This window comes from Candidatus Tenderia electrophaga (genome assembly GCA_001447805.1).
Taxonomy (GTDB): Bacteria; Pseudomonadota; Gammaproteobacteria; order Tenderiales; family Tenderiaceae; genus Tenderia; species Tenderia electrophaga.
Window position 1 is genome coordinate 1,400,895 of sequence record CP013099.1, and the last position, 21,130, is coordinate 1,422,024.

Here is a 21,130-nt window from a genome sequence, read left to right on the forward strand (position 1 = left end):
TATCTGACCCCATTGACCCTTGTCTGGCACCATGTCCTTTTGAACGCCTGCGTTGATCTATAGTCTTATTCGCAACGCATTTGTTTGCATGTCATATTTAAGCTTGGATTTAAAAGCGTCTAAATTGCCCTATGAAAAATCAACTATTCCAGGAATCTGCCCCTAGCGTCTCGACGTTAGAAGACCTCGCTAAACTCGCCGACTATTCCTTCATGGACACGCTCAATAGCGATCCTGAGGCGAATGAAAGCGGCGCTGATCACGCACCGCGTCAGGTGTTCTCGGGACATTATGTCCCGGTTAAACCCACGCCCCTCGATAACCCCGAGTACGTCGCGCATAGCAAGCACTTTTTTCAGGAACTGGGCTTTGCCGACAGCCTGGCAGAGTCCGACGGGTTTATGCGTGTGTTCAGCGGCGACCTTTCGCAGGTTCCGGAACCGATGCGCAACGTGGGCTGGGCGACGGGTTACGCCCTCTCTATTTTCGGCACTGAATACGTCCGGCAGTGTCCGTTTCAGACTGGGAATGGCTATGGTGATGGCCGTGCCGTGTCTGTGCTTGAAGCGGTGATGCCTGATCGGAACGGGGATCGGAACAGGGGTCGACGCTGGGAGATGCAACTCAAAGGGGGCGGTCGCACGCCCTACTGCCGCGGCGGAGACGGCCGCGCGGTGTTGCGCTCGAGTGTCCGGGAGTTCCTGGCACAGGAGCACATGCACGCCCTGGGGGTACCGACATCCCGGTCTTTGAGCCTGTATGTATCGAAAACGGAGCAGGTGCAGCGGCCCTGGTATTCGGAGGGCTCGCGCTCACGCGATCCCGACAGAATGGTCTCTGAAGCGGTGGCGATCGCGACGCGCGTGGCACCGTCATTCATTCGGGTGGGTCAGCTCGAGCTGTTTGGTCGCCGTGCGCGTAAGCAGGAACACCCCGCTGCGATAGAGGAGCTGGAAAAGCTGGTGCTGCACCTGATTGACCGTGAGTACCCGGATGTCATCGACCGGAATCTGAGCACCCCCGAGAAAGTGGTGTCGCTGGCGCGGGAATTTCGCAGCCGCCTGACCTCACTGGTGGCGAACTGGATCCGTGTCGGTTATTGCCAGGGCAATTTCAACAGCGACAACTGCGCCGCCGGTGGCTTTACCCTGGATTACGGCCCGTTCGGCTTCATGGAAGTCTTTGATCCCTATTACCAGCCCTGGACGGGCGGCGGGGAGCACTTCGCGTTCTGGAATCAACCCGTGGCAGCGGAACGCAACTTCGAGATGTTCTGTACGGCGTTGATGCCGTTACTGGAAAAGCATTCTGAAATGTTGCAACAGCTTGACGAGCTGCGAAATGGCTTTGCCGCAGTGATGCAAACGGAAATTGAAAAGGTGTTTGCGGACAAGCTGGGACTGGATGCGTTTGACACAGAGTTGTTCGGTGAACTCGTCAAACTCATGATGAAAACGTCTGTCGATTATACCATCTTCTTTCGCGAACTCTCGTCGATACCGGGTGATATTGGCCCACTTAAAAAGAGCTTCTACAGTCATTTGAATGCAGAGATGGAAAAGCACTGGTCTGAATGGCTGACAAAATGGAAGTCGCTCGTTACCGATACACCGCGCACGCTGGAAGACATTTCAGCACAGATGAAACGCGTTAATCCAAAATACAGTTTGCGAGAATGGTTGCTTGCCCCCGCATATCAGCAAGCGGCCCTGGGTGACTACGCGCTAATCAGAGAACTGCAAGACGTGATGACGCAACCTTACGCCGAGCAATCGCCAGAGGTGGAAGAGAAATACTATCGACCGAAACCCCCTGAATTCAAGGAGCTCGGTGGGGTGTCGCATATGAGCTGCTCGTCATGAAGACCTGGGCGGGGTCTGACTCGCGTAAGTTAAGGCAACGGCGTGTGCCTTGTAATGGTGCGGATTGACGTTTTAAAGATTATTTTGGGGGCGCTTGGATGACCATCTGGCGCTTTGAGCGTTGGTTGACACAGAGTTTTGAACACCCTCCTTGTAGCATTCGGCCACAAACGAGCACCGCGGAAGACTGTCCGAACTAATTGGTATGGTTAGGTGTATTCGCCCAGATAGAATCGCGTTTATACGAATACAAGTACAACCCACTGCTGTCCCATAAACTTTTACACCAAGCATAGCTGCCGTATTTCCAGAGCATTTTGTTTTGGCGGATCACCACGAAGTAATGCCATCAGGTCTCTTCGTAGAAACAAATTCAGATGCAATAATCGCAACATACTTTGTAAGGACCATCCTAGCTTGGCACTGAATTTCAAATAGGCCAGTATCAAATAGGTACAGAGCGCGATCCATATCTGCGTCATAATGGCATTCTTGCTATTGCCCACGAAGGCCTTGATCTTTAGATTTTGTTTGATCCATTTGAAGAATAATTCTACTTGCCACCGTTCTTTATAAATCTCTGCGATGGTCTGTGCACTTAAAGCGAAATTATTTGTCAGGAACTCATAGGCTTTTCCGCTCTCAGGATCTCGATAGCCAATTCGTCGTAGCTTTGGCATGCCGATCTTTTTTGGCTTAACACCTGTTAAAACGATTGTTTGATCCGATGTCAGTCCTTTGGATTTATCGACGGCTCTTCGCTCTTCAATCTTCCATATGGCATTCTTCCTGATCCGGGTAACAAAGAAAATACCCTTGTTATTAAGGGCCTTAAACCATTCATAGTCCGTATATCCTTTGTCAAAGACGACGATGCTGCCTTTGCTATAGTGGAGTGTTCTCCCTATTTCTATATCGGATGCTTTACCTTCGGTAATAGCTGCGAAATTCGGGATGTATCCATCATGATCTAAACTCAGGTGGAGTTTCATTGCTGATTTTCCCAAGGCATAGTGGGCCCAGGGAAATATTTTTAGTGATAAGTCAATCAAGGAGGCGTCTAATGAATAGAGCTTGTTCTTGAAACGGAACCGGTGGCCGGACGTCAGCTTCTGACAGTTGGCATAAAGCTTTGCAAACAAGGCCTCATATAACTTAGCAGGTTGCTTTTCATTTAATCTGGCCAGGCTTGAGCGTGCAATGGGTTTGGCTCCTAAGTGATAAAGACGACTGGATTGTGCGCTCATATTGCTCTCAATATCCCTTAGGCTATGGCGGCCTGCCAATTGCCCCAGAGACAACGCGACAAACTGGGACCAGCGGCTTGTTTTCCGCAACTGTCTACCTTCATGATGCGTTTTTGAGAGGCTTTCAAATTCATGTCTCGGTACGAATTTTAGCAATTGTGCGAAAATAGTATTATGATGTGCCATGGCTTAAATCTCTCTGTTATTACAGTGTTTGGTCGCACTTTCATTGTAACAACTTGTTGGGATTTAAGCCTTTTTTATTCCATGTTTATGGGACAGCAGTGACTCTGACCCCATTGATCTTGACCCCATTGATCTCCCAGCCGCTCAGCAACGTTGCGGTTAGTATCGCGACTAAACTTCGCAGCATCGTTATGTGATGGCTAACGCCATGCTCAGCGTCCGCTGCAGCAACTTATTGGGCTACAACTCATATATCAGCAAATACCTTCAGGATGGCTGCAGAAGGGTAGCTCGATAAAGATGCAACACCGTTGGCAAGCTCTACCGGAACCAAAGCGCATTCGTGTCGATGACTGAGAATCGGCGGCAAAGAAACAAGTATTTTATTCAGGCTCAGAAATACATCGAGTGAACCGGTGTCAGTGTAATGTCCGGTAGGAGAAAACCGGGTCAGGAGAAAACCGGGTCAGAGAGCAATAGTTTCTAATATACTAGTCAATCAAATATACCCCATCATTCTCCTCAACTCTTGGTCGTCCTGGCTGACCTAGACGGGCTTGCCTTTGCGTAACTCTCTCAATTTTGTCTTTGAAATATGAGCGCCCCAAAACCAACTCATGATTCAATGTTTCCCGTATCTCATGTAGGACATCATTATCCATGTGATGCCTAAATAATTCCCTATATGATACTTGGCGCACTTCTCTTTTCGAACCCAATTCCTCGTAAAGAGGATGTGCCTCGACAACCGGATCAATACTTCCTTGGGCATTTGCATGATAACTCGACCATTTATACTCACCAGGATGTTCAACCATATTGGCACGAATGGGATTAAGTTCGATATAGCGCATACACGTCAATAAATACCTGTCACTGTCAATCAGGCTGGATTTATATCTGCCTTCCCAGAGTGTCCCCGTCCGTTTGTAGGTTTTATTAATATAGTAAACATATCGCCGCCCCAACGCCTGCATCATTTGAGAAACACCCGAATCGACCATAGGCGTCACCAATAGGTGAACATGATTGGTCATAAGAACGTAGGCGTGAATATGACAATTGTACTTAGTCGCCGACTTGGCCAAATCGTCTAAATAACGCCGGTAATCTTCTTCTGCAAAAAAACATGGCTCGCGATTATTGCCACGCTGGATAACGTGCTGAGGTATACCAACAAGATTAAATCTAGCTTTTCTCGGCATTATTCGCCCCCGTAAAGAATGCCTGTTAGATAGGTGCCTAATCCCTATCTTACCCATAAACCATATTAGAAACTATTGCTCTCTGACCCGAATGGCACTCTTTATTGCCGCCATGCAGGCCGACGGGATCGATATTCTAATGGAGCAGAACGGTTCCAGAAAGCGCGTGACAGATTTTCGTCTCGGTCAAAGGCTGGGAGAACGCGATCATCTGATCGTGATCGACAAGCCCAAGCGACGACCGGAGTGGATGAGTGAAGAGGACTATAACGCGGCGCCAGAAAGACTCACGGTCAGGGAATTCCAGGCCGGCGGCAAAACAATGATCACGACTTTGGACGATCACAACAACTACCCGAAAGAGAAGCTAAAAGCCCTGTACAAAATGCGCTGGCATATCGAGCTGGACCTGCGCAACATCAAAGACACTATGGGCATGAATGTGCTCAGTTGCAAAACGCCCGAGATGGCGATCAAGGAAATATGGATCCATCTACTTGCCTATAACCTGATCCGCCTCATGATGGCACAATCCGCCTTGCTGGCGGATATCAGCCCAAGACGTATAAGTTTCAAGCACTGCTTGCAGATATGGCTGATCTATCTACAAAACGCGCAGTATTTGGATGATGAATATATCGGTTATTTATTCCGCATGATGGTGCAGAAAAAGGTGGGGAATCGTCCCGGCCGAATCGAACCGAGAGCGGTGAAGCGAAGACCGAAAGCCTATCCCTTATTGACGAGAACACGGCATGAAGCAAGAGCGGAAGTGATGAAGAATGGTCACCCTAAGAAGCTTAAGTAAGTGCCATTCGACTCTGACCCACTGCTGTCCCATAAACTTTTACACCAAGCATAGCTGCCGTATTTCCAGAGCATTTTGTTTTGGCGGATCACCACGAAGTAATGCCATCAGGTCTCTTCGTAGAAACAAATTCAGATGCAATAATCGCAACATACTTTGTAAGGACCATCCTAGCTTGGCACTGAATTTCAAATAGGCCAGTATCAAATAGGTACAGAGCGCGATCCATATCTGCGTCATAATGGCATTCTTGCTATTGCCCACGAAGGCCTTGATCTTTAGATTTTGTTTGATCCATTTGAAGAATAATTCTACTTGCCACCGTTCTTTATAAATCTCTGCGATGGTCTGTGCACTTAAAGCGAAATTATTTGTCAGGAACTCATAGGCTTTTCCGCTCTCAGGATCTCGATAGCCAATTCGTCGTAGCTTTGGCATGCCGATCTTTTTTGGCTTAACACCTGTTAAAACGATTGTTTGATCCGATGTCAGTCCTTTGGATTTATCGACGGCTCTTCGCTCTTCAATCTTCCATATGGCATTCTTCCTGATCCGGGTAACAAAGAAAATACCCTTGTTATTAAGGGCCTTAAACCATTCATAGTCCGTATATCCTTTGTCAAAGACGACGATGCTGCCTTTGCTATAGTGGAGTGTTCTCCCTATTTCTATATCGGATGCTTTACCTTCGGTAATAGCTGCGAAATTCGGGATGTATCCATCATGATCTAAACTCAGGTGGAGTTTCATTGCTGATTTTCCCAAGGCATAGTGGGCCCAGGGAAATATTTTTAGTGATAAGTCAATCAAGGAGGCGTCTAATGAATAGAGCTTGTTCTTGAAACGGAACCGGTGGCCGGACGTCAGCTTCTGACAGTTGGCATAAAGCTTTGCAAACAAGGCCTCATATAACTTAGCAGGTTGCTTTTCATTTAATCTGGCCAGGCTTGAGCGTGCAATGGGTTTGGCTCCTAAGTGATAAAGACGACTGGATTGTGCGCTCATATTGCTCTCAATATCCCTTAGGCTATGGCGGCCTGCCAATTGCCCCAGAGACAACGCGACAAACTGGGACCAGCGGCTTGTTTTCCGCAACTGTCTACCTTCATGATGCGTTTTTGAGAGGCTTTCAAATTCATGTCTCGGTACGAATTTTAGCAATTGTGCGAAAATAGTATTATGATGTGCCATGGCTTAAATCTCTCTGTTATTACAGTGTTTGGTCGCACTTTCATTGTAACAACTTGTTGGGATTTAAGCCTTTTTTATTCCATGTTTATGGGACAGCAGTGACTCTGACCCCATTGATCTAAAAATCAATGACTCTGACCCCATTGATCTCTTGAGCTTCTTTTTCTTAAGATCGGCCTGGGTGCCGCTCCACTCCTTGCTGGCATTGCTGGGCAGCTTGCAGCCATCGATGGCGAACATGTCTTTGCCGATCAGGCCTGCCTGGTCACAGACCATCAATACCTGAAGAAATAGCTTTTCGATCTCTTCATGTGAGGATGAGATGAAGTCGGCGATGGTGGTGAAGTGAGGCTGTGTATTGGCAGATATTGCTATAAATAGAATGTTATCGCGGCACAGCTGCTCGATCTTGCGGCTGCTGGTGATGCCTTTTGAATAGGCCAACAAAACAATCTTTAACAGGATCGCTGGATCATACGCTGGACGACCGCCATCGTCGTTCTTGTAGCGATGGTGAAAAATAGAGGGGTCCAGGCACTCTTCAATGAGATAGGTGAGATTGTATTCGAAACTGCCGGGAAGTATCTGTCGATCAAACGACACCGGCAACATGGTCATCTGCTCGTAGCTGTAGTCTTTGAAGCGTGCCATCAATCCCCCCGACGATGTTTTTATATATAGAGTGATGTTAGCAAATTTGGGGTTTTTCTACAGCCTCAACGAGTCTGTAGAAAAACCCAAATACAAGTCACTCCACCATCACTCGCCTCAGTTGATTTTTTACTGCTCTATATTTGGTCTAATCCCGTACCGGGAATCAATATAAATTGTATTCTTCCCGATACTTGATACCTATTCCATTCTTTATGAACCATTCCATGCATATCGGTGTATTTTTAATATGTTGTGGATCATGCTAATCAATTGCCACTGGCCGTTGACCTTCTGTTTTCCTCGCAGACTAAATCGCTTGAATCCTATACTGCTGGTGATATTTCCGAATACAGGTTCAACAGTGCCCAGTCGTTGGCTGTAGATATGCCGTCCCATGGCGCTGTCGATCTTTTGTTTCATCTTCTCGATGAGACTGGTTTGTTGATGTTTTTTGGTGTTGCCTAGCTTTACGGCAAACTGGCGCGGGCTCTTTTGTTGCTCTGATCTGAGGCAGCGTTTTCTAAGATGACAGTGACGGCAATCATTTTCATAGCCCTGGAATTTCATGAACAGGCTGTTGCCGATTTTTGTCTCTTCGCACTGCAACCACATGGCATTGCCGGCGGGACAGATACAGGTTTTGTGCTTGAGATCGACCTTGAATTCATTTGAGGTGAAGCGCTCTTTGGGCTTGAGCCGTGTGACGGGCTTGTGGCGTTCGTAGTCCTTGAAACGGGGATCGCGTGATCGAAAGCCAACATCGGCGATGTAGCCGTCGAGCTTTTCCTGATCCAGGTATTGCAAGGCGCTTAGGTTGTGATAGCCGCTGTCGGCGGTGATCTTGATCTGGCGACGCTCCTGCTTGTTGAGTTTGAGATTGGCACTGGCCGATTCGAGGCTGGGCTTGAGCAGGTTGTGCTCCTGACCTTGACCGTGGGCTTGGGCACTGACGATGACCTGGTGCTTGGCGTCAACGGTGGCGACGCCGGTGTAGCCTTGAATGACGCCGTGACTGGTTTTCATCTTGGCGCTGTCGTTATCAGTGATGTTGCTCTGTACGGTGCGACCACTGACGCCTTTGCGGTCGTCGTGGCTGTCGAGAAAGGCCTGGATCTTTTTGGCGGTCTTGGCCAGCTTTCGGCACTGTTGTTTTTGCCGCTCGACGATCGTTTCATCGAGACCATGCTTGTCTACTTCGCGATGTTTGCTGAGCATGCGCCGCACGGCCTTTTCCATTTTGAGCTTCTTTTTCTTAAGATCGGCCTGGGTGCCGCTCCACTCCTTGCTAGCATTGCTGGGCAGCTTGCAGCCATCGATGGCGAACATGTCTTTGCCGATCAGGCCTTCCTGGTCACAGACCATCAGTACCTGGAGGAACAGCTTTTCGATTTCTTGATGAGAGGAGGAAATAAAATCGGCGATGGTGGTGAAGTGAGGCTGACTATTGGCGGATATGGCTATAAATAGAATGTTATCGCGGCACAGCTGCTCGATCTTGCGGCTGCTGGTGATCCCTTTTGAATAGGCCAACAAAACAACCTTCAACAGGATCGCTGGATCATACGCTGGACGCCCGCCATCATCGTTTTTGTAGCGATGGTGAAAAATGGAGGGGTCCAGGCACTCTTCAATGAGATAGGTGAGATTGTATTCGAAACTGCCGGGAAGTATCTGTCGATCAAACGACACCGGCAACATGGTCATCTGCTCGTAGCTGTAGTCTTTGAAGCGTGCCATCAATCCCCCCGACGATGTTTTTATATATAGAGTGATGTTAGCAAATTTGGGGTTTTTCTACAGCCTCAACGTCGCCGGTAAGCGGCATGCCGCAGCAACGAGAGGCTTGTGGCATTCGCCACAAACGAGCGTTGCGGAGGCATGTCCGACTTAACCGGCCTTGTTATACGCATGATAGATAACTATATGTAACCACAACCAATATCACTAAATGAAATCCACCAAACACAAATGGTATTGCTTTTGATCTAGCTGCATATTTATACCGATGAATTTTAACAGCCCAATTTGGTTCAAATGACGAAGGAGTGTGCCCAGTTATTAATATACTTTCTTGCTTTTCTCGCCAATTATATAGGTTTGTAAATGTTGAAATACCCTTGAAACTATCTTTTGCTTCCATACCTCTAAGTTCCCACTCAAAATAACTATTTTGACCCGAAAATCTAGATAAAGCGACGGCCATTTGAAATGCCACGAAGATTCCAGTTAAGGCAACACTAAAACAGACAATAGCAAGTGCTCCGTTATGTTGGGACTCTAAAAACGATTTCGCTAACAGTATGCTAGCAGCTATGAATATTGAGTTAGCAGTAAGGTATGCTGAGAAAAGACTATGATAGGACGAAACTCCCGATGACCAGGCAGACATTATGGCCTTGTATTGATCATGTTCTTCCATAGCCCTTCCTAAAACTTATTTTGCGTATAACAGCTGGATAAACGAGACCCGCTGTCTCGTTATCCTTTTTTAGGCTTGCTTACCATTTATCTATTGTTTCTTCCCAGCCTTCTGACTCTGGCAATTCATTTTTCTCAACCAGTACTGGTTTACCATTTTTGCGTACAACCCTGTAGCGCTTACCTTCTTTAACATTAACTATAATCTTTTCAGGAGCACCATATTCGTGAGTAAACTCAACAGGCTTTGCATATCTAACCGTTAATCGGTGTAAACCTTCACCGACTTGCACCAACGGAACCACTGTAACAAATGACCCGTGCTTAGCACGCTCAGCGGGAAGACCATCAACTTCAACGATTTCATACTCTGCACCTACAATATAATCATCTATTGTTATTAGTTTTTTATTTGCTCCACAGCCAACAAGAAAAGAAACAAGCACTGATACAGAAATTATTATATGAAGATTATTCATTTCCTAATGAGCCTAACATCTAAGCATTTATACGCCGTGCCGCGCATGGCGTATAAATGTCTGTTGGACTAAGCCGCGGCGCCACGACTGTCATATATAGGGGATTGTATTTTGTCGGGCCATGGAAACCAAGCCCATTATGTGGTTTTGTTGGGACTCTTTTCAGCTCGATATCGAATTGGCAAGGTAATTTTTCATACGCGACTCGGTCTTCTGGTGATTGAAATGCCGTCTGTTTTGGGTGTTGACGCGTGCAGCCCCAGGGGGCTCTGCCCTGTATAAACATCAGCCGGCTGTAATATTGGGTTTAGGGTTAATCGGTCACCTCTCGTCGTCGTTGGGGCAACAGCGTTGCAATGATGACAAGTCTTCCGTTTTTGCAGCGTGGGCAGCGACAGACCGTTGCCGCGGGTGGAATAGGCGCCGGGCTGTGAGGACTGTCTTGATCGCGCGTATCTACATCGAGTTCAGCCGTGACGGCCAGGGCGTGCTTGATGGAGTCGGTTCGCTGTTGCCGACAGCGGTTGGCGAGAATGCCGTAATGGCGGATGCGCATGAAGCCGTCGGGCAGGATATGTTGCAGGAAGCGGCGGATGAATTCGCCATGCTCGAGCTGCATGATTTTGTGCTTGTCGTGGTCGCGGTAGTCTTTGTAGCGGAAGCGTACATGCTGGTCATCGCTGTCGATGAGACGGTGGTTATCCATCGCGATCTTGTGAGTGTAGCGGGCGAGGTAGTTGATGATGGTCTCGGGACGCTGGATGTTGGCTTGGGTGTAGACCACCCAGTCGGTCTGCATGAGTTGTTTCAGGGTATCGTTGAAGTGTTTGTCATCCGTGAGGCGATGCAGCGCCTGCGCTTGACGTGATTTCCTCAAGGCATTGACCATCGCGCCTCTAAATTTTCGTGACAGGGCGCGCACCGGGAAGAGGTAGCTGCTCTTGGCCGGGTGCCATTGCTGTGTCTCTTCGTTCCAGGCGCCGCCGGGGATCAGGCAGTGGAGATGGATATGGCGGCTGAGGTTTTGGCCCCAGGTATGGAGGACGGCGATCATGCCGAGGTCGCCGTCGAGCCGTTTGGGGTCGTTGGCGAACGTCTTGAGGGTCGACCAGACGCATTGAAACAGCAGGCGGTAGATCACCTCGGGGTGCAGGTCGACCCAAGGGTTGAGCTGATGCGGCAAGGTGAACACCAGGTGAAAATAGGGCACCGGCAGTAGTTGGGCGGTGCGTTGCCGGCTCCAGGTTTCACTGGCATTGCGCTGACATTGCGGGCAGTGGCGGTTGCGACAGGAGTGGTAGCGGTATTGTTCGAAGTCGCATTGGCTGCAGCGGACCTGTTCGCCGCCCAAGGCGGCGCTACGGCACAACCCGATGCGATGACAGGCCCGGGCCTGTTGTGGGGTAAGCGTATGATGTTGGCGATAGTGGTCCAGATGGGTGGCGAGGATGGATTGCATTGAGACATTACTCATGACCCACCTCCAATCCTTGAATCAGGTCCGTCCCATGAGCTTTGGTGTATTGCGGTACCCAGTGGAGATAGCGCATGGTCGAGTGCAGGTCGCCGTGTCCCAGCATTGCTTTCAGTTGCGGTAGCGGCATGCCCGCCGCCAGCTGATGGGTGGCATAGGCGTGACGCAGGCTGTGGATGCCGCCGACCTTTTCTATTCCCGCCCTTTGCTTGGCTGCCTGAAACACCTTCTGCGCTGTGGTGATACTCAGGCGCGTCAACGGACTGCGGCCATAGAAGAGCCACGTCGCAGGATGGAAAACAGACCAGTAACGGCGCAACAGATGCAGCAACGATTGGGAAAGCAGCACCTGTCGGTCTTTGCCGCCCTTGCCTTGGGTCACGCGCAACAACGCGCGTTCGCCATCGATGTCACTGACCCGCAGCGCCACTAACTCGCTGACCCGCAGACCACAGCCGTAACAGGTGGTCAACATCATGCGGTGTTTGCGGTTCTCCACCACTGCCAGCAGCCGCGCCACCTCGTCGCAGCTCAACAAGTCGGGGATGCGTTGCTTGCGTTTGGGCGTATTGATCTCCAACGCCATCTCGTCCCAGCCCACCACCTCGAGGTAGAGAAAGCGGATCACATTCAAATACAACCGGCAGGTCGCCGGTGATAGTTGCCGTTCCTTCGCCAGATAGAGAAAATAGTCCTGCAATTGCGCTGTCGTTAACTGCTCGGGTGAACAGCGGTAATACTTCACCAGCTGAATCACGGCATCCAGATAACTGCGTTGTGTCCGCACCGCAAAACCACGCACCAGCATGGCATCGATCATTTTTTGACGTAGTGGGGTCATGACTTATCTCCTGGGTTAACCCCCGGGATGGGGTGGAGATAAGTATGGAAATTATGGTGCGGTAAATCGAAGGGAAAAAGCCCCGCGTAAGCGGTTTAGTTCAACAGCTGGATAAACGAGACCCGCTGTCTCGTTATCCTTTTTTAGCTTATTTTTTTTATAACTTTAGATGGCCAACATCCACGACCTTGCCCACCCTTAAACCAAATACGGTAATTTGAGCTTATAGAAGAAATAACATCTTCTTTCTCATGACCATATTGCTCACTAATAATTATGTCGCCTGCTTTTAATTTTAATTTTTTTATTGCAGCAATGTTTCGTTTTTGTAATTCTTCGTCAATTAATGCAGAAACAATAATAAAGTCATTAGATTTAGTGGTTACACCTAATGCAGCCAAAAAGTCCTTTTGTTTTTCTGTAGCTTCTCTTCTTTCAACATCAGGATAAATAGCCTCAAATACTTCACTTTCTATTTTTGCAGCAGCAATAATGCTACTGTCTTTTGCTACATTAATGCCAAGCTTCTTGGATATTTGAATTTGTTCTTCTGTTGCGGTTTTCATCGATTTTATTTATATAAGCTAACAGTGTAAAACAGAATGCGTAGATATTGCGCTACACAGATTCTGTATAGCACTATCCCACACGCCAACAGCGAGGCTGCCGAATCCATGTATTATCATGAGAACCCGACGTGCAAACCGGGATGATCGCTCTGGCGCGCACGGAATAGACATGACCCCACACCATTGTTTTTATACTCAAATCCGAGTTTCCACAATATGGCCGCAGATTGTCAACGGCCACCAACGAGTCATGGTGGCTCACCGCCCAGAGGAAGGACCCCGCAATCACTGAGGCCATGCTATACAGAATGCGTAGATAGGTGGCTATACAGAATTCACCCATTGCGATTATCAGCGGGGCCCATGCTGCACAAAACCACAGCATCATGACTGGCGGGGAGTGTGGGCAACTTATCTGACAACGCTTAACGCCGCCTGCACACAGCGCAACACCCCGTAATCCACCTCACCCTCCAATGCCTCAAACACCGGTTTCAGTTTGCCGTCTTCGTGTTGTTCGAAGGCGAAGCGGATCGCTTTGAAAGTTTCATCATCCAGCGCCACCGCATCTTGCAGCTCGATCTCGCCGCTTTCGATAGCCTTGGCCAGGTGGTTGTAGACGCTGGTCAGCGTCAGGTCGCGCTGTTGGGCGATGGCCGGCGGCGTCATGCCCTGGCTGAGTAATTTCAGCGTTTCGTCCACCGTGTCGGTGACGGCGGCGGGCTGGCTGTGTTCGAGGATCACATCGAGGAAGGCGTCGCCGTAGGCATCCAGTTTACGATCGCCGATGCCGGAGATGCGCCCCAGTTGTTCCAGGGTCTGGGGCTGGCGCTCGACCATCTCGGCCAGGGTGGCGTCGTGGAAGATGACGTAGGCGGGCACGCCTTGTTCCTCGGCCAGTTCGCGGCGGCGGTTGCGCAGGGCGTCCCACAGACGTTGGTCGGCCGCCTTGCCGAACTGGGCGCTGCGTTTGCGTTCGGCCTTGGCCGATTTGCGTAGCTTGCGCAGCATCAGTTGGGTCTCGCCGCGCAGTACCGGGCGCGCCGCTTCGGTGAGCTGCAGACCGCCGTAGCCTTCCAGGTCCACACTCAGCAGGCCGCGGGCGATGAGCTGGCGATAGACGCCGCGCCATTCATTGACGCTGTACTCCTTGCCGATGCCATAGGTGCTGAGCGTGTCATGGCCGAACTGTTTGATGCGTTCACTCTCGCTGCCGCGCAGCACGTCGATGAGATAGTTCACCCCGAAGCGCTGGCCGGTGCGGTGCACGCAGGAGAGCGCCTTCTGCGCCGCCACCGTGGCGTCCCAGGTCTCGGGCGGGGTGAGGCAGTTGTCGCAGTTGCCGCAGGGTTGGTCCATGACATCGTCGAAATAGTGCAGCAGTGCCTGGCGCCGGCAACTGGTCAGTTCGCACAGGCCGAGCATGGCGTCGAGCTTGTGGCGTTCGACGCGCTTGTGCTGTTCGTCGGCGTCCGAGCCCTCCTGCATCTGGCGCAGGGTGATCACGTCCTGCAGGCCATAGGCCATCCAAGCGTCGGCGGGCAGGCCGTCGCGCCCGGCACGGCCGGTCTCTTGATAATAGGCCTCGATGCTTTTGGGCAGGTTGAGATGGGCGACGAAGCGCACGTCCGGCTTGTCGATGCCCATGCCGAAGGCGATGGTGGCGACGATGATCACGCCGTCCTCGCGCAGGAAGCGTTCCTGGTGCTGCTGGCGTTGTTGCTGCGACATGCCGGCGTGGTAGGGCAGGGCGGTGAGCCCCTTGTCGGCGAGCCAGCGCGCGGTCTCGTCCACCTTTTTGCGCGACAGGCAGTAGACGATGCCGGCCTCGCCTTCGTGTTCGTTGCGGATGAAGCGCAGCAGCTGCTCGCGCGCGTTGCCCGGGTTCTCGCTGATGCGGTAGCGGATGTTGGGGCGGTCGAAGCCGCTGTTGAAAATCCTCGCTTCGTGCAGTGACAGCCGTTCCACGATTTCGCGCCGGGTGGGGGCGTCGGCGGTGGCGGTGAGGGCGATACGCGGCACCTCGGGGAAGCGCTCGTGCAGCATGGAGAGCTGAATGTACTCGGGGCGGAAGTCATGCCCCCATTGCGACACGCAGTGGGCCTCGTCGATGGCGAACAGGGCCAGCTTGAGCCGGCCGAGCAGCGCCAGCATGCGGCCGTTGAACAGGCGTTCCGGCGCCACGTAGAGCAGGTCCAGCGCGCCGCGCTGCAGCTGTTCCTCAATGTCGGCGGCCTCGGCCGGATTCAGACTGGAGTTGAGATAGGCCGCCTTGACGCCGTATTGGCGCAGCGCCGCCACCTGGTCCTGCATCAGGGCGATGAGCGGCGAGACCACCACGGCGACGCCGTCGCGGACGATGGCGGGGATCTGGTAACAGAGCGACTTGCCGCCGCCGGTGGGCATGAGCACCAGGGCATCACCGCCGTTGCAGACCTGCGCGACGATGGCGGCCTGCTCGCCGCGGAACTCATCGTAACCGAAGACGGATTGCAGGATGTGCAGGGCGGGAGAGATGTCCGGAGTGGTCGCAGTCATGGCGGGCATTATACCGGTTCAGCGCCAAAGAATCGTGGTGCCTGGGGTGGGGATTGTCTATCATCGGGGCATGGCTAAGCGCAACAGATGGATGATTCTAAACATAAGCGTCGCGCTGGGCATGAGCCTCGCACTGGCGGCCTGTGCCGGCAAACCCACGCCCCGCGTCGAGGCGGCCGAGCGAGTCGCCTGGCAGGCGGCGTTTTACCAGGAAGAGGCCGCCGGGTGGCGTGGGGCCGGTAACGCGGGCATGGCACGACATTTCGAACAGCGCGCCGCGCGTACGCGCGCCCAGCCCGATGACGCGGAAGATAATTTGTTCGATTTTCTGTTCGATATTGTCTTCGAGTAAGGCCGCTCAATGCAGCTTCCAGAACTTCTCCATGGCGAGATAAGTGAACGAGGCGCTCCAGGTAATCATCATCAGGCCCACCAGGGATTCCATGGCGGTGAGCAGGCGCAGTCCCTCCATGGGCGCGAAATCGCCGATGCCCAAGGTGGTGTAGGTGGTCATGGAATAATAGAAATAATCATAAAAGCCGGCCAGGGGCAGACCGCTGATTTGCCCGGCGCCCAGCACCTCGGCCAGGGCCAGATAGCTGGCGGCATAGAGCGTGACCTCCACCAGATGGGCGAAAAAGGCGGCGCCGATGACCACTAGAATACGCTGGCGCGGCGACATGTGCAGCCGCGCCAGCGACAGGGAGGTGAGGCGCAGGGTCTCGTAGTGGATCAGCACCACTGCGACGGCCAGCGCCATGGCGAGGCTGAATTCAAGCAAGGTGTTCACTGCGTCCCCCCTTTTGGCGTTGATGATGTCCGTGTCGGCTACTTCAGATATGTCTGCAGGCGCGCACGCCAGCCCGGCAGCCAACGCGATTCGTCACGCGGCGCATTGGCCACCCGGCGCGTGAGCACCGCGTCGGCGGCGCGCACGAATTCCGGCAGCGCCGGCGGCGTATCACGCATCGTTTCCAGCACCTGTAACAGGCCCCAGCCCTGCCCCCGGTAACGCTCCTTGGGTGACGTCCCTTCACCCTTGAAATTGACATAGTCGATCAGGGCATAGAGGCCGTTGGGTTGTTGCGCCACACGATAAAACTGATCTTTTACATGCCGGCGTTGTGCTTCAGTCGGCAGGGCGGCCAGTATTTGCGGCAGGGCCGCCTCCATGCGCGCGACGATGAAAGCGACCTGTTGCGGCACGGTCTGATGCAATAGATGGCGCAGTTGTTTCATCTCGGTGCTGTCGATGGCGGCATAAAATTGCTCACGATTGCGCCAGGGCGCAGCGGCGCTCTGCGTCAGCCAGCGCGGTAAGGCAGTGTGCTGTTTGAGGTGTTGTAGAAGTTGCGGAAAGCTTTCACGGAACGGACCCTCGATGCCGGCCGGGTACCAGATGAAATGGCCGATGCCGAAGGACGGGAAGTCCTCGCCCTTATTCCACACAGTCAGGTTTTCAATCTTACCGGCGCCTTCGTTGAGCCAGATACGCTCGCCGATGCTGTGCGCCTGGTTCGGTGTCAGGTGCAGATTCGGCGCTGCCGCGACGGGCCAGATAAGCAGACACAGCAGGGTGAGCAGGGCGCCGCGTAATGACTTCATTGGCCTCCCCCTTTGTGTTTGAGCGCGACGCGCGCGGCCTTTGGTGCGGCCGGGCAGATAGGACAGGGCATGTAGAATATACAGGGTCATGAGGTCAAAGGCTTATGCTGCTCCCGCCCATTGTAGCCCGAAGCGGCTCTGACCGGGTGGCCGCGCGATGTTAGAATCGGGGCGCCGGCGTCAAACGCCGGCATTCAAACAATAGCTCTTAGGGAGAGGATTATGAAACCAGGCGTCACCGTATTCGCTGTAATGGCCCTGCTGGCGACGGGCTGCAGCCAGCCCAATAATTATGTGCCGCGCGTCGGTGCCAGTGGCGAAGATATGTTCAGGAATGCCTGTTTCGAATGCCACAAGCCGCAAGAAAACGGCCGTTATTTCGATTTGGACGCCGAGATGGCCAGTGTCGCGGCCATTGCCGACAAGATCTCCGAGGGCGGCTTCAGTATGCCCGCCTTCCCCCACATCGAAGGCGAAGAACTGCAGCGTCTGAGTGAATACGTGCTGGCACACAGCAAGACGCCAGAGGGCGACAACGACTGAAACCATGGCCGTTCAGTTGTTCATTCTACGCGGGGTCCCCGAGGACGAGGCGGAGGAAATACGCGCCTTGCTGGCTGAGCAACACATCGATTACTACGAGACGCCGGCGGGCAGCTGGGGCATGTCCCTGCCCGCCCTGTGGCTGACGGACGAGACCCAGCTGGAGCGCGCCCAGGGTCTGTTGGCACAGTATCAGCAGCAACGTCTGTCTCAAGCCCGGAGCGAATTCGAGGCCTTGAAGGCAGAGGGCCGACAACGCAGTATTATAGATTTGTTTCGCGAACATCCGCTGCGGTATTTGTTGTACTTGGTGTTAGTGGGCGTGATCGCCTATTTTTCCATCTCCCCCTTCGTCACATTGGGTCAGTGAGCGTGACGCTCGCGATTTATGCGCGGTTGTCCGATACTCGCTGGATATAAAGGAAAACGATCCATATGACCGACCGAGGCGATCATGTTCGAAGCCGTTGAGCTGGGACAATCCCTGTCGAAAGCCGAATTCAAGCAGGCCGAGACGACGTTCCGCGCCGAGTTGCTGCAGTTGCAGCGGCAATTGGCCGAGGCCAAGGTGGCCGCCCTGATTGTCATTGCCGGGGTCGAAGGGGCCGGCAAGGGCGCGGTGGTCAACCGTCTCAATAAGTGGTTGGACAACCGCGACATGGCCACCCACGCCTTTTGGGATGAAACGGCGGCGGAGACACAGCGACCCGAATACTGGCGCTACTGGATGGGTCTGCCGGCGCGCGGCGCCATCGGCATTATGTTCGGCGCATGGTATTGGGATCCCATTTATCGTCACTGCCGCGGTCAGGCCAGCGATGCCGAACTGGACGATGGCGGCCAGCGCATCAAAGAGCTGGAGCACATGTTGCACCAGGACGGCATGTTGATCATAAAGCTCTGGTTTCACCTTTCCAAAAAGACCTTTCATCAGCGTATCAAGCAGCGCAGCGAGGCGGCCAAGCATGTGCGGGCTGAGAAAGGCGATGAACACGGCGGCGTCGACTATAAGCCGTTTGTGCTCTCCGCCGCACGCCTGATCAGTCGCACCGACACCCGTGTGTGTCCGTGGAACTTGATCGAGGCGGAGGATGATTATTTTCGCGACATCAGTGTGGCGCAGGCGATCCGCGCCGGGCTTACGCAACGCTTGGCCGAGCATCGCGTCGCGGATCGTCGCCTGGCGGTGCCGAATCCTCTGGTCGGCGTCGATGCATCCGGCGCAAGTATCTTGGATACGCTGGATATGGGCACGGCCTTGGCCAAGTCGGACTACAAGGCGCAACTCAAACACTATCAGAAGCAACTTTCCGAATTGGCCTGGCAGGCCTACGACGCCGGTATGTCCACGGTGATCGTGTTCGAGGGCTGGGATGCGGCCGGCAAGGGCGGCGCTATCCGTCGGCTTACCAGTGCCGTGGACGCGCGGTTGTATCGCAGCCATTCCGTCGCCGCGCCCAGCGACGAGGAGCTGGCTCACCATTACCTGTGGCGGTTCTGGCGTCAGGTGCCCAGGGCCGGTTACATGACACTCTACGATCGCTCCTGGTACGGCCGGGTGCTGGTGGAGCGGGTGGAGCAACTGGCCCGGACGGATGAGTGGCAACGGGCCTATCAGGAAATCAATGATTTTGAAGAGCAGCTGGTGGACAGCGGGGCGGCGGTGCTCAAGTTCTGGCTGCACGTGACACCCGAGGAGCAATTGAAGCGTTTTGAGCAACGCCAACAAACACCGTGGAAACAATACAAGCTCACCGATGATGATTGGCGTAACCGCGACAAGCGTGATGCCTATGAGGCGGCGGTGAACGAAATGGTGCTGCGCACCAGCACCGGCAAGGCGCCCTGGTGTCTGATTCCGGCTGATGACAAATACTATGCCCGTATCAATGTGCTGAAAGAGGTGTGTGAGCGTCTGGACCAGGCCTTACACACAAACTAAGCCTGTTTCCGTTATTCTTAGGCGATGGCTGCGCAAACCTCAACAAGACTACTCGCCTGGGTCGAGCGAACCGGTAATCGCCTGCCCCATCCGGCCACGCTGTTTGGTTTTGCCGCCCTGGGGGTCATGCTGGTTTCACAATTGGCGGCCGCACTGGATTGGCGTGTCAGCAAAAGCGTCACCGACGTGGCGGGCGTGAAGCAACAGGTCGAGGTTGAAGCGGTGGGGCTGCTGGACAGCGACGGCATCTGGTGGGTGCTCAGCCATCTGGTGGATAACTTCATCAACTTTCCGCCCCTGGGCCTGGTGTTGGTGGCCATGATCGGCATCGGTGTGGCCGAGCGCAGCGGCCTGGTGGCCGCCCTGTTACAGAGCGGCGTGCGCAAAACCCCCGGTGGGTTGCTGACGCCCATGGTGTTTTTCCTGGGTGTCATGTCGTCCATGGCGCTGGATGCCGGTTATGTGGTGCTGCCGCCCTTGGCCGCAGCCTTGTATTTAGCCATGGGGCGTTCGCCCCTGGCGGGCATCGCCGTGGCCTTCGCCGCCGTGTCGGCGGGCTTCAGCGCCAATCTGTTGATCACGGCGCTGGATCCGCTGTTGGCGGGCTTTTCCCAGGCCGGTGCGCAATTGGTCGACCAGGCCTATCGGGTCAGCGCCACGGCCAATTGGTGGTTTATGATCGCCTCCACTATTGTGTTAACGCTGACAGGTTGGTGGGTGACGGCGCGCATTGTCGAGCCTCGGTTGGCCGCGGCCGACTATGATTATGTCCGTGTAGATGACGACCCTGCCACGCAGATCTCCGCTGACAATATGCGCCGCGGGCTTAAAATGGCGCTTGTCTCAGTGGTGATCTCACTGGCTATCGTCTTGGCATTGATCTTTATTCCCGATGCCCCTTTGTACGGACAAGGCGAACGCTTCGCGCGTTGGATCGAGGCCATTGTGCCCTTGATCCTGATCCTGTTTCTCATCCCCGGCCTGGCCTACGGCTTTGCCGCCCGCACCCTGCAGTCGGAAAAGGACGTGGCGCGGCTGATGAGCGAGACCATGTCGGCACTTGGTCCCTATATCGTGTTGGCCTTTTTCGCCGCCCAGTTCATCGCCTTTTTCAATCATTCCAACCTGGGCGAGATGTTGGCCGTGGTCGGCGGTCAATTACTGGCCCAGGCCCAAGTGGCGCCCTGGTTTCTGATCGCGGCCTTCGTCATGGTAGTGATGCTGGGTAATCTGTTCATCGGTTCGGCCTCGGCCAAGTACGCCTTTTTCGCGCCGGTATTCGTGCCCATGTTCATGCAGGTGGGCATCAGCCCGGAACTGACCCAGGCCGCCTACCGCGTCGGCGATTCGGTCAGCAATGTGATCACGCCGCTGAATCCTTACATGGTCATCGTGTTGGCGTTTCTGCAGCGTTATCTGCCTCAGGCCGGTTTCGGTACGCTGGCGGCCTTGATGTTGCCCTATGTCGTCGTCTTCGCGGTGATCTGGATTGCGCTGCTGCTGGTATGGATGGTAATTGGTGTGCCCTTGGGGCCCGCTGGACCGCTCTGGTATCAGGCGGGTTAGGA

Annotated in this window: 16 protein-coding genes; 7 read left to right on the forward strand and 9 right to left on the reverse strand. The window is 53.4% G+C overall.

Annotated features, from left to right (window positions below):
• The first annotated feature begins 131 nt into the window (after nt 1-131).
• A complete protein-coding gene (locus Tel_06520) occupies nt 132-1,862 on the forward strand; it encodes a hypothetical protein (GenBank protein ALP52836.1) in 1,731 nt (576 codons plus the stop codon).
• A gap of 281 nt (nt 1,863-2,143) precedes the next feature.
• Here the strand turns inward: Tel_06520 and Tel_06525 are convergent, their stop codons facing one another.
• Nucleotides 2,144-3,295, reverse strand: coding sequence for a transposase (locus Tel_06525; GenBank protein ID ALP52837.1), 1,152 nt, complete (start codon nt 3,293-3,295; stop codon nt 2,144-2,146).
• Nucleotides 3,296-4,591: 1,296 nt separating this feature from the next.
• Here Tel_06525 and Tel_06530 point away from each other — a divergent pair.
• Nucleotides 4,592-5,308, forward strand: coding sequence for a hypothetical protein (locus Tel_06530; protein ALP52838.1), 717 nt, complete (start codon nt 4,592-4,594; stop codon nt 5,306-5,308).
• Between the two features lie 39 nt (nt 5,309-5,347).
• On the opposite strand, the gene Tel_06535 is transcribed toward Tel_06530, so the two are convergent.
• The 6 genes from Tel_06535 to Tel_06560 form a co-directional block, all read right to left on the reverse strand.
• A complete protein-coding gene (locus Tel_06535; GenBank protein ID ALP52839.1) occupies nt 5,348-6,499 on the reverse strand; it encodes a transposase in 1,152 nt (383 codons plus the stop codon).
• Between the two features lie 63 nt (nt 6,500-6,562).
• Nucleotides 6,563-7,150 carry a transposase gene (locus Tel_06540; GenBank protein ALP52840.1) on the reverse strand — a complete coding sequence of 196 codons (588 nt, stop codon included), beginning with the start codon at nt 7,148-7,150 and terminating at the stop codon, nt 6,563-6,565.
• Between the two features lie 213 nt (nt 7,151-7,363).
• A complete protein-coding gene (locus Tel_06545) occupies nt 7,364-8,890 on the reverse strand; it encodes a transposase (GenBank protein ID ALP52841.1) in 1,527 nt (508 codons plus the stop codon).
• 1,473 nt (nt 8,891-10,363) lie between these two features.
• Nucleotides 10,364-11,524, reverse strand: a complete 1,161-nt coding sequence (locus Tel_06550; protein ALP52842.1) for a transposase — start codon at nt 11,522-11,524, stop codon at nt 10,364-10,366.
• Nucleotides 11,517-12,365 carry an integrase gene (locus tag Tel_06555; GenBank protein ALP52843.1) on the reverse strand — a complete coding sequence of 283 codons (849 nt, stop codon included), beginning with the start codon at nt 12,363-12,365 and terminating at the stop codon, nt 11,517-11,519. Before Tel_06555 ends, Tel_06550 begins: the two co-directional genes overlap by 8 nt.
• A 980-nt stretch (nt 12,366-13,345) precedes the next feature.
• Nucleotides 13,346-15,481, reverse strand: a complete 2,136-nt coding sequence (locus tag Tel_06560) for an ATP-dependent DNA helicase RecQ (protein ID ALP52844.1) — start codon at nt 15,479-15,481, stop codon at nt 13,346-13,348.
• Nucleotides 15,482-15,563: 82 nt separating this feature from the next.
• Here Tel_06560 and Tel_06565 point away from each other — a divergent pair, with 82 nt between their 5' ends.
• Nucleotides 15,564-15,824 (forward strand): hypothetical protein, encoded by a 261-nt coding sequence (locus Tel_06565; GenBank protein ALP52845.1) that lies wholly within the window; start codon nt 15,564-15,566, stop codon nt 15,822-15,824.
• Between the two features lie 6 nt (nt 15,825-15,830).
• Here the strand turns inward: Tel_06565 and Tel_06570 are convergent, their stop codons facing one another.
• Both Tel_06570 and Tel_06575 read right to left on the reverse strand, forming a co-directional pair.
• Nucleotides 15,831-16,232: a hypothetical protein gene (locus tag Tel_06570; protein ID ALP54759.1), complete on the reverse strand. Its 402-nt coding sequence runs from the start codon at nt 16,230-16,232 to the stop codon at nt 15,831-15,833.
• Nucleotides 16,233-16,300: 68 nt separating this feature from the next.
• Nucleotides 16,301-17,077, reverse strand: coding sequence for a hypothetical protein (locus Tel_06575; GenBank protein ID ALP52846.1), 777 nt, complete (start codon nt 17,075-17,077; stop codon nt 16,301-16,303).
• 252 nt (nt 17,078-17,329) lie between these two features.
• Between Tel_06575 and Tel_06580 the strand changes: the two genes are divergently transcribed.
• From Tel_06580 to Tel_06595, 4 genes are all read left to right on the forward strand, one after another.
• A complete protein-coding gene (locus Tel_06580; protein ID ALP52847.1) occupies nt 17,330-17,620 on the forward strand; it encodes a hypothetical protein in 291 nt (96 codons plus the stop codon).
• Between the two features lie 4 nt (nt 17,621-17,624).
• Nucleotides 17,625-17,990, forward strand: a complete 366-nt coding sequence (locus Tel_06585; GenBank protein ID ALP52848.1) for a hypothetical protein — start codon at nt 17,625-17,627, stop codon at nt 17,988-17,990.
• A gap of 84 nt (nt 17,991-18,074) precedes the next feature.
• Nucleotides 18,075-19,562: a polyphosphate kinase 2 gene (locus Tel_06590; GenBank protein ALP52849.1), complete on the forward strand. Its 1,488-nt coding sequence runs from the start codon at nt 18,075-18,077 to the stop codon at nt 19,560-19,562.
• Between the two features lie 24 nt (nt 19,563-19,586).
• Nucleotides 19,587-21,128: a hypothetical protein gene (locus Tel_06595; GenBank protein ALP52850.1), complete on the forward strand. Its 1,542-nt coding sequence runs from the start codon at nt 19,587-19,589 to the stop codon at nt 21,126-21,128.
• The last annotated feature ends 2 nt before the right edge of the window (nt 21,129-21,130 follow it).

Bases quoted from the DNA above. Each gene is read 5' to 3' on its own strand.
- Tel_06520 (ALP52836.1), top strand. From the start codon at position 132: ATGAAAAATCAACTATTCCAGGAATCTGCCCCTAGCGTCTCGACGTTA.
- Tel_06525 (ALP52837.1), bottom strand. From the start codon at position 3,295: ATGGCACATCATAATACTATTTTCGCACAATTGCTAAAATTCGTACCG.
- Tel_06530 (ALP52838.1), top strand. From the start codon at position 4,592: ATGGCACTCTTTATTGCCGCCATGCAGGCCGACGGGATCGATATTCTA.
- Tel_06535 (ALP52839.1), bottom strand. From the start codon at position 6,499: ATGGCACATCATAATACTATTTTCGCACAATTGCTAAAATTCGTACCG.
- Tel_06540 (ALP52840.1), bottom strand. From the start codon at position 7,150: ATGGCACGCTTCAAAGACTACAGCTACGAGCAGATGACCATGTTGCCG.
- Tel_06545 (ALP52841.1), bottom strand. From the start codon at position 8,890: ATGGCACGCTTCAAAGACTACAGCTACGAGCAGATGACCATGTTGCCG.
- Tel_06550 (ALP52842.1), bottom strand. From the start codon at position 11,524: ATGAGTAATGTCTCAATGCAATCCATCCTCGCCACCCATCTGGACCAC.
- Tel_06555 (ALP52843.1), bottom strand. From the start codon at position 12,365: ATGACCCCACTACGTCAAAAAATGATCGATGCCATGCTGGTGCGTGGT.
- Tel_06560 (ALP52844.1), bottom strand. From the start codon at position 15,481: ATGCCCGCCATGACTGCGACCACTCCGGACATCTCTCCCGCCCTGCAC.
- Tel_06565 (ALP52845.1), top strand. From the start codon at position 15,564: ATGATTCTAAACATAAGCGTCGCGCTGGGCATGAGCCTCGCACTGGCG.
- Tel_06570 (ALP54759.1), bottom strand. From the start codon at position 16,232: ATGGCGCTGGCCGTCGCAGTGGTGCTGATCCACTACGAGACCCTGCGC.
- Tel_06575 (ALP52846.1), bottom strand. From the start codon at position 17,077: ATGAAGTCATTACGCGGCGCCCTGCTCACCCTGCTGTGTCTGCTTATC.
- Tel_06580 (ALP52847.1), top strand. From the start codon at position 17,330: ATGGCCCTGCTGGCGACGGGCTGCAGCCAGCCCAATAATTATGTGCCG.
- Tel_06585 (ALP52848.1), top strand. From the start codon at position 17,625: ATGGCCGTTCAGTTGTTCATTCTACGCGGGGTCCCCGAGGACGAGGCG.
- Tel_06590 (ALP52849.1), top strand. From the start codon at position 18,075: ATGTTCGAAGCCGTTGAGCTGGGACAATCCCTGTCGAAAGCCGAATTC.
- Tel_06595 (ALP52850.1), top strand. From the start codon at position 19,587: ATGGCTGCGCAAACCTCAACAAGACTACTCGCCTGGGTCGAGCGAACC.